General features: G+C 61.3%; 8 protein-coding genes and 1 pseudogene. 7 read left to right on the top strand and 2 right to left on the bottom strand.

Translation table 11 applies throughout. The features are described 5' to 3' along the window. From G3N99_RS42110 to G3N99_RS29800, 3 genes and pseudogenes are all read left to right on the top strand, one after another. A pseudogene (locus tag G3N99_RS42110) lies at positions 1-472 on the top strand (hypothetical protein); the annotation flags it as partial. 88 nt (positions 473-560) lie between these two features. After that, complete coding sequence (locus G3N99_RS42105) at positions 561-788, top strand: YadA C-terminal domain-containing protein (RefSeq protein ID WP_346778507.1); 228 nt, start codon at positions 561-563, stop codon at positions 786-788. A gap of 95 nt (positions 789-883) precedes the next feature. Further along, positions 884-1,687, top strand: a complete 804-nt coding sequence (locus G3N99_RS29800) for an EAL domain-containing protein (RefSeq protein WP_206124169.1) — start codon at positions 884-886, stop codon at positions 1,685-1,687. Between the two features lie 310 nt (positions 1,688-1,997). Here the strand turns inward: G3N99_RS29800 and G3N99_RS29795 are convergent, their stop codons facing one another. Then, on the bottom strand, positions 1,998-2,681 hold the full coding sequence (locus G3N99_RS29795; RefSeq protein WP_174947051.1) for a GntR family transcriptional regulator: 684 nt from the start codon (positions 2,679-2,681) through the stop codon (positions 1,998-2,000). 573 nt (positions 2,682-3,254) lie between these two features. On the opposite strand from G3N99_RS29795, the gene G3N99_RS29790 reads away from it, so the two are divergent. The 3 genes from G3N99_RS29790 to groL all read left to right on the top strand — a co-directional run bounded on the left by G3N99_RS29790 (position 3,255) and on the right by groL (position 6,598). Next, positions 3,255-4,010, top strand: a complete 756-nt coding sequence (locus G3N99_RS29790; protein WP_307873432.1) for a response regulator transcription factor — start codon at positions 3,255-3,257, stop codon at positions 4,008-4,010. Positions 4,011-4,617: 607 nt separating this feature from the next. Continuing rightward, entirely contained in the window at positions 4,618-4,911 is a 294-nt protein-coding gene (gene groES, locus G3N99_RS29785) for a co-chaperone GroES (RefSeq protein ID WP_011351136.1), read from the top strand. A gap of 46 nt (positions 4,912-4,957) precedes the next feature. After that, the gene (gene groL, locus G3N99_RS29780; protein WP_043181578.1) at positions 4,958-6,598 is read left to right on the top strand and encodes a chaperonin GroEL; all 1,641 of its coding nucleotides are present in this window, start codon (positions 4,958-4,960) and stop codon (positions 6,596-6,598) included. A 191-nt stretch (positions 6,599-6,789) separates the two neighbouring features. Here the strand turns inward: groL and G3N99_RS29775 are convergent, their stop codons facing one another. Continuing rightward, positions 6,790-7,656: a hydroxymethylpyrimidine/phosphomethylpyrimidine kinase gene (locus G3N99_RS29775; RefSeq protein WP_174944448.1), complete on the bottom strand. Its 867-nt coding sequence runs from the start codon at positions 7,654-7,656 to the stop codon at positions 6,790-6,792. Positions 7,657-7,910: 254 nt separating this feature from the next. Here G3N99_RS29775 and G3N99_RS29770 point away from each other — a divergent pair, with 254 nt between their 5' ends. Then, entirely contained in the window at positions 7,911-8,081 is a 171-nt protein-coding gene (locus tag G3N99_RS29770) for a rubredoxin (RefSeq protein ID WP_004186709.1), read from the top strand. Positions 8,082-8,341: the final 260 nt, after the last annotated feature.

Genomic DNA, 8,341 nt, shown 5'->3' with positions numbered 1-8,341 from the left:
TGAGCGCGACGAACAGCAACGTGGCCTCGCTGTCCACGTCGACCTCGACCGCGATCAACTCGCTGTCGACGGGCCTGAGCTCGACGAACAGCAACGTCAACTCGCTGTCGACGTCGACCTCGACCGGCATCGGCTCGCTGTCCACCGGCCTGAGCACGACGAACAGCAACGTGGCCTCGCTGTCGACTGGCGTGACGAACATCAACAACACGTTGAACTCGCTGTCGACGACGATCAACAACAACACGACGCGCGCCGCCAACAACAACGGCATCGCGGCCGACATGAACGGCAAGGGCACCGACGTCCCGACCGTCACCGCGGGTTCGAACTCGGTGGCGATCGGCGCGAATTCGACGGACGGCGGCCGCTCGAACGTGGTGTCGGTCGGCAGCGACACGCAGCAGCGCCAGATCACGAACGTCGCACCGGGTACGCAAGGCACCGACGCGGTGAACGTGAACCAGCTGACGCAGGTGCAGACGACGCTGTCGACGGCACTGTCGGGCCAGCAGGCGCAGATCAACTCGCTGGGTTCGCAACTGCAGCAGACCGACCAGATGGCGAAGCAGGGTATCGCGGCCGTCGGCGCGATGGCGTCGATCCCGCAGCTCGATCGCGACGCCAACTTCGGGATGGGCGTAGGCACGTCGACCTTCCTCGGCCAGAAGGCCATGGCGGTCAACATGCAGGCTCGCATCACAGACAACCTGAAAGCGTCGATCAACGGTGGCTTCAGCGGTGGTCAGAAGGTGATCGGCGCCGGCATGCTGTACCAGTGGAAGTAATCGCATGGGGATGCACGGCCGACGGAAAGCCCGGAGTGGAAGCCGGGCTGTATCAGCAGGCACTGAGATCTTGAGTGCGTGCATGGGAGATTGCTGTGGATGGTACGGCCGTGCGTTGCAGGACGGGTGATCTTGTCGAAGACGCGGAGCGTGGATTGGTTCGGAAAGAGTTCTTTTTCGTTTATCAACCCAAGCTCCGCGTTCAGACCGGATTGCTGTCCGGATTCGAGTCGTTGATACGCTGGCATCATCCGGAGCATGGCATGTTGATGCCGGCGGCGTTCATTGACCTTGTCGAGAATTCGCATCTGACATGCCGGTTTACGGATTATGTGATCGAGGAGTCCGTGCGGGTGCTCGCCAGTTGGGCTGCGCTTGGATATGGCGATTTATCCCTGTCGGTCAATTTGCCCGCTCGCGAGATTACGCGGCCGGAGATGGCAAGAAGACTGGCGCTTGTTCTGGATTCCTATGCCGTCTGTGCCGGGAATCTTCAAATTGAATTGACGGAGTCCGTTGATCCAGGCCCGATCGATGCGCTTGCCGCTGCCGTTGCATCGATTCGGGATCTTGGCGTGAGTGTCGCAATCGACGATTTTGGTTCGGGATGCTGGTCACTGACCAAATTGCATTGCCTGGCAGTCGACACACTCAAGCTGGATCGATCCTTCATGCGCGACGTTCATGAAAATTCTGAATCGAGGACCATGGTCGAAACGCTCGTCGAGCTCGGGACCCGCTTGAAGAAGAACGTCGTTGTGGAAGGTGTCGAAACCAGGGCTCAGTTCGAATGGCTGAAAGCAATGGCGCAGATCGATTGCCAGGGATACTACATCTCCGAACCCATTCGAGAGGAGCAGATGGATGGGTTGATCGAAAGGTGTGGAATTCCGCGGTGAAGGGCGGCGCCGCCACTCGGGGTGGGTAGGGGCGGCAGGCGTGCGGTGATGTCTTGCCGTGTGTCTCGCGGGTGACTCGTTGTTTCCACGGTGTGGTCCGATCGACATCGGCGGTGTGCCCGAACGATCTCTTCGGAAACGATGACGTCGGCCGATATCGGCATGTACACGATCGAGCTTGCGCAGTAGCTGCCGGATAGGCGCGCATGCTCGATTCATCGACGACACGCGATCGAACGTGCTGCGTGGCGCGCCAAGAGGCACGGCACAACCATGGGTCGATTTCGTCAATCGAAACCGAAAAGTGCCATCAGACGGCTGCTCGCGAGTGATGCGGCTCAAAGTCGCGAGTAAAGCAATCTCGCGTAAATGCGTCGATATAGTCAATCATCATGTCGGATGTGCGCCCGGCTTCCTGCTCGTCGCCGTCAGCGACTGCGCGCGCGACTCTCGTGTGCTGCAGGCTCGCCGCCGGCAAATCATCCAGCTTCTTGTGATGCATGAAGTAAAAGCGCCGGGACAGTGCATGTAACGGCGCAATAGCCTCGGCAGCGAACCGATTCCGGGAGAACTGCGCGATGAGCTGATTGAGCGTGTAGACGCATCTCAAATAGGCGACGACGTCTCGTGCTTCGCCAGCCGCGTCGAGTTTCCTGGCGACGTCGCGGATCTGCTCGCGCTCCTCGGGTAACGCCCGCCGTGCAGCGCGTTGTGCAATGAGCCGTTCGAGTTCACGACGCGTTTCGAGCACGAGCAATTGATCGTGAATGTTCGGCACGGTGATCATGATGCCGTGTCGAGGAACGATCTGCAGCAGATGCGATGCAGCCAATCGTTGTGCGGCCTCGCGAACCGGTGTTCTCCCCGTATTCAGCTTCTCTGCGAGCGATGCCTCGGACCACACGCTGCCGGGCGCAAGCTCAAGCGTGACGATGAGCTCCTCGAGTTTCTGGTGAGCCTGTTCGGCAAGGGTGCTGCCCGTCAGTCCGTTCATGTGCCTGAGTGATTGCCAGAGGAATATCACTAACATATTAGTCCGGTCGCCCCCTGATTTCAACTCGGCGCTAAAAAGGGGCAAGGTCGACAAACGGGTTTACCCCTCTTTGATCTTCGGCGGGTGTTTCGATATTCTACTGATATGTTAGTAACATCTAAGTGACATGCCTGACGGTGGGATGAGTCGTGCCGTGCCACGCGACGGTGAATCTCCCGATGGGCTGACTGCTCGCGAGGCCAGCGTGAGTGCCTTCAATCTGGGTGCCGGCGTGCCCGGCAGTCTCGCGATGTTCTGCGTGCGACTGTCTGCCAACCCGCCGCGGGCGCCGTTCGTTTGCGTTCGAGGCAGAACCGGGGCGCGCTTTTAAAAAACAGGGTGACGGACAGGGTTGGAAGGCGGTGTGTTGTCGAGGCTTTGCGGTTGGCGTTGAGGCGGGATTGGTTTAAATCGATCGCATTTATTAAATAAGAAACCATCATGTTCATGCCTGTGTATTCGGGCGATCGATTTGGAGTGCGATGAAAATCATTCGAGTCGATGAAGGCTGGGGGTGTTATGAGTATCTTGTTAGTGGAAGGCGATCCGGACCAGGCGTCCGCCTTTGAAAGGGCGCTACGAGGATCAAATCGGGAAATTTTCCGGGTGTGCGATAGCGCGCGAGCTGTTCATTTTCTGAAGAAGGAGATGGTCGACCTCATCGTGCTCGATTGGCGAATTCCGGATGCCAACGGCCTCAATCTGCTGCACTGGATTCGGGCTAATGTCGGGGACGAACCGGGTGTTTTGTTCCTGGCCGCGAGAACGCTTGAGGCAGATGTCGCCGCTGCGCTGGACGCAGGCGCCGACGAGTACATCGGCAAGCCGTTCCGCGAGATCGAGCTGGCGGCTCGCGTCAATGCGCTGTTGCGTCGAAAGGCCCGCAACAAGAAACTCGATAGCAGGGTCGAGGTCGGGGCGTATGTCTTGAATCCGCTTGCGCGTACGATCGCCGTGCATGGAAAAATCATCGATTTGACGGCGAAGGAATTTGCGCTGGCGACTTTCCTGTTCAACAACATCGGGAGCGTACTTTCCCGGGATTCCTTGTCGACGCTGGCTTGGGGGCGAGCGCTGGATGGAACATCGCGGAGTCTCGACACCCACATCTATCGACTTCGACAAAAACTGGCGCTTCGTCCCGAGAACGGGCTTCAATTGAGCGCCGTATATACGCATGGCTACCGGCTCGATACCGTCGATGAGATCTCGATGGCAAGGCATTTGGTCGTTCCCGGCCAGGCGTCGCAGCGTGCCATCTCCGAGAGTCCCGTCTCCGCGCTGGCATAGAACATTCCGGAAGATTCGTCCGGTGAATGACGTGGAGTTGATCCGGGCTGCTCATGGCCGTTATCGGGCCGGCAGCTTGGCTTTGCACCCGTGATCACACGGATCCGATGCGTGACGTATCGACGACCGGGACGTTCGGGGCTGGCGAGTGCGCGCGTGTCGCGGCGCGTCCGCATCGTGACCACGGCGGAGTGTCCGGGCCCCATTTAATTTGCCCGCGTTCGCCCAGATACGCGGGATTTCCCTGAGGTATCGTTGCCCTTGGGGAATTTCCCGTGACGAAGGGTCATGTCAGCGGCTCGCGGCATCCTCCCGGCTCCGTCGGAGGTCGATCGCTCGTCATGGTAAGTTATTGTTTTTGCTGGGCATATCGTCGCTTGCCTTGCTTCGCCCCGATCGTGTCGGGCTCACGCGCAAGTGAGCCACGCTCAAGGTCGGGCGAGCCTTGCCGCCCCGAAAAAAACCGCAAACCCCCCTTCTTGAATTTGTCAAAACCCGTCCATATAATTAGCACTCGCTGCACGAGAGTGCTAACAATTCTCTGCCGGGCGATAAGCTAGGCAGATTCCCTAAGCGTTCTTCAATCTCAGTCAAGAGAGGAGTGAATATGAACCTTCGTCCTTTGCACGATCGCGTGATCGTCAAGCGCCTGGATCAGGAAACCAAGACCGCCTCGGGCATCGTGATCCCCGACGCCGCTGCTGAAAAGCCGGACCAGGGCGAAGTCCTGGCCGTCGGCCCGGGCAAGCGCGACGACAAGGGCGCCCCGATCGCGCTCGACGTGAAGGTCGGCGATCGCGTCCTGTTCGGCAAGTACGCAGGCCAGACCGTGAAGGTCGACGGCAACGAACTGCTGGTCATGCGCGAAGAAGACATCATGGCCGTGGTCAACGCCAAGTAAGCGTCCACCGACGGTACATATTCCCAAGAATTCAAGGAGTTAGAAGATGGCAGCTAAAGACGTCGTATTCGGCGATTCCGCCCGTTCGAAGATGGTCGAAGGCGTGAACATTCTCGCCAACGCAGTCAAGGTCACGCTGGGTCCGAAGGGCCGCAACGTCGTGCTCGAGCGCAGCTTCGGCGGCCCGACGGTCACCAAGGACGGTGTGTCGGTCGCGAAGGAAATCGAGCTGAAGGACAAGCTCCAGAACATGGGCGCGCAAATGGTCAAGGAAGTGGCTTCCAAGACCAGCGACAACGCAGGCGACGGCACGACGACGGCAACCGTCCTCGCGCAATCGATCGTTCGCGAAGGCATGAAGTACGTCGCATCGGGCATGAACCCGATGGACCTGAAGCGCGGCATCGACAAGGCAGTCGCAGCGGCTGTCGAAGAGCTGAAGAAGATCAGCAAGCCGTGCACGACGAACAAGGAAATCGCACAGGTCGGCTCGATCTCGGCGAACAGCGACACGTCGATCGGCGATCGCATCGCTGAAGCGATGGACAAGGTCGGCAAGGAAGGCGTCATCACCGTCGAAGACGGCAAGTCGCTGGCAGACGAACTCGACGTCGTCGAAGGCATGCAATTCGACCGCGGCTACCTGTCGCCGTACTTCATCAACAACCCGGAAAAGCAAGTCGCCGTCCTCGACAACCCGTTCGTGCTGCTGCACGACAAGAAGGTGTCGAACATCCGTGATCTGCTGCCGGTACTCGAGCAAGTCGCGAAGGCTGGCCGTCCGCTGCTGATCATCGCTGAAGACATCGAAGGCGAAGCGCTCGCAACGCTGGTCGTCAACAACATCCGCGGCATCCTGAAGACCGTTGCGGTCAAGGCACCGGGCTTCGGCGATCGTCGCAAGGCGATGCTGGAAGACATCGCGATCCTGACCGGCGGCCAGGTGATCGCGGAAGAAACCGGCCTGACGCTCGAGAAGGCAACGCTGGCAGAACTGGGCCAGGCGAAGCGCATCGAAGTGGGCAAGGAAAACACGACGATCATCGACGGCGCAGGCGAAGCCGTGAACATCGAAGCACGCGTGAAGCAAGTGCGCGCGCAAATCGAAGAAGCGACGTCGGACTACGACCGTGAAAAGCTGCAAGAGCGCGTGGCCAAGCTGGCCGGCGGTGTTGCAGTGATCAAGGTCGGTGCTGCGACCGAAGTCGAAATGAAGGAAAAGAAGGCACGTGTCGAAGACGCACTGCACGCAACGCGCGCAGCTGTGGAAGAAGGCATCGTGGCAGGTGGCGGCGTTGCGCTGATCCGCGCTCGCACCGCGATCGCAGGCCTGACCGGCGCTAACGCCGATCAAAACGCCGGCATCAAGATCGTGCTGCGCGCAATGGAAGAGCCGCTGCGCCAGATCGTCACGAACGGCGGCGAAGAAGCCAGCGTCGTGGTGGCGGCAGTTGCTGCAGGTACGGGCAACTACGGCTACAACGCAGCGACGGGCGAGTACGTCGACATGGTCGAGGCTGGTGTTGTCGACCCGACCAAGGTCACGCGTACCGCACTGCAGAACGCAGCTTCGGTTGCAGGCCTGCTGCTGACGACGGACGCAGCTGTTGCTGAACTGCCGAAGGAAGACGCACCGATGCCGGGCGGCATGCCGGGCGGCATGGGCGGCATGGGCATGGACATGTAATCGACTTCGGTCGATGGTGTCCGGAGCGCGCAGCGATGCGCGTTCCAGCCAAAGAAAAAGACCCGCAGCGATGCGGGTCTTTTTTTATGTGCGCGCGAATTGCGATGAGTGCGCAGGGCGGCCGAAGATGTCGCGTCCAAAGGGCGTGACATGGCGCGACAGCGGGGCCTGCCGCGCCGCCGCACGTGCCCTCAATGCCGGTGCGACGTCCTCGGCACCGGGTCGGCCTTCACGGCCGGTGGCGTATCCGAGTCTTCGTTGCTGCGCGCCCAGAAGAACCGGTCGGGCAGGTACGCCCCCATGCCGGGCCGGAACGCGTCGCGCACGGCCTGATACAGGTATTCCTGCGCCTCACGAACCGCTTCGGGCGGCTCCTGGCCGTTCGCGAGCAGTGCCGCGATGGCCGCGCCCAGCGTGTCGGTGATGCCCATCAGCCGGTGCGGCGAGCGATCCCACATGTCCTCGCGGAGCTGGCCTTCCTCGCCGTACAGCGTGTTGACGAGCCGGTGCGAGCCCGTCTCGGACGACAGGATGTACTCGCAGCCCTGCGACAGCAGGTGCGAGACGGCCGCGTCGAGATTCGGCGGCTCGGCGTCGCCGTCCGGCTGCGCGAGCGCGATCAGCGTCGCGTAGTCGGCGACCAGCAGCGTGGTTTGCGGCGCGAGCAGGTCGGCGATCGATTCGCGCAGGTCGTCGGCGGCGAGCACGTGCTCGTCGTCGAGCGTGAAGTCAGGCGCGAGTACGAGCGGCACGCCGTCGTAGTCCGCGACCACCTCGGCGATCGCGCTGACGACTTCCGCACGCGTGGTTGCGCCGATCTTGAACGCGGCGACCGGCATGTCCTCGAGCAGCATGCGCGCCTGGGCGGCGACGACGTCGGGATCGAGCCCCGTCACTTCGTCGCAGGCGGCCGAGTCGCGCACGGTGTAGCCCGTCATGACGGATACGCCGTGACAGCCCATGCTCGCCAGGGTCAACAGATCGGCTTGAATGCCAGAGCCGCCGGTGGGGTCGAACAGGCCGAAGGTGAGGACGATCGGAGGGGCGTTGCTGGACATGTAAAAATGGGGCAAGAGAAAAACGGGAAAGCGACGGGCATGCGGACGGCGAGGCGAAATGGGCGTTTTCGGCCCTGTGTTGCCCGGCAGGCCGCACTTTTCAGCCATTATGCGGCGGAATCCGGCCCGCACGACGGATTTTTTAGCGCAGCGCAACGTAGTCGCGTTACTCCAGCGCGATTGCTAGGCAGTCCGGCCCCGACACGGTACCATCATGGCTCCCGAATTTACCGACTTTCCCGACGCGGCTTAAGATGGAATACAAGAGCTGGATGTGCCTGATTTGTGGCTGGATTTACGACGAAGAAGCCGGGCTGCCGGAAGAGGGCATTGCCCCGGGCACGCGCTGGGAAGACGTCCCGATCAACTGGACGTGCCCTGAATGCGGTGCCCGCAAGGAAGACTTCGAGATGGTCCAGATCTGACCGGACCGTTGGCCCACGGACACACCGCTCAGGCCTCGCATCGACCCGGCGCTCGCGCGTCGAGGCTCGCGCGAGCGACTTGACGATGACAGGCGCGCGTGTCCATGAGGCCAGAACCGGCGAACGTTCCCCACCCTGACGCACTGCCCAACCCGCGCGGCGGGGCCGTGCGTGCGGCCGACGCATGGCTTGCGACGGCCGCCGACGCTTTCGAGCATCTCGACGATGCGGCCGCGCCGCTCTCCGCTGCGGCGGCCGTA

This window comes from Burkholderia sp. Ac-20392, from assembly GCF_017104585.1.
GTDB lineage: Bacteria > Pseudomonadota > Gammaproteobacteria > Burkholderiales > Burkholderiaceae > Burkholderia > Burkholderia lata.
The sequence above is the reverse complement of the archived record's forward strand: the minus strand, read 5'-3'. Positions and strand labels throughout refer to the sequence as shown.

Coding starts and splice junctions, on each gene's coding strand:
- G3N99_RS42105 (WP_346778507.1), top strand. CDS start 561: ATGGCGAAGCAGGGTATCGCGGCCGTCGGCGCGATGGCGTCGATCCCG.
- G3N99_RS29795 (WP_174947051.1), bottom strand. CDS start 2,681: ATGAACGGACTGACGGGCAGCACCCTTGCCGAACAGGCTCACCAGAAA.
- groES (WP_011351136.1), top strand. CDS start 4,618: ATGAACCTTCGTCCTTTGCACGATCGCGTGATCGTCAAGCGCCTGGAT.
- groL (WP_043181578.1), top strand. CDS start 4,958: ATGGCAGCTAAAGACGTCGTATTCGGCGATTCCGCCCGTTCGAAGATG.
- G3N99_RS29775 (WP_174944448.1), bottom strand. CDS start 7,656: ATGTCCAGCAACGCCCCTCCGATCGTCCTCACCTTCGGCCTGTTCGAC.
- G3N99_RS29770 (WP_004186709.1), top strand. CDS start 7,911: ATGGAATACAAGAGCTGGATGTGCCTGATTTGTGGCTGGATTTACGAC.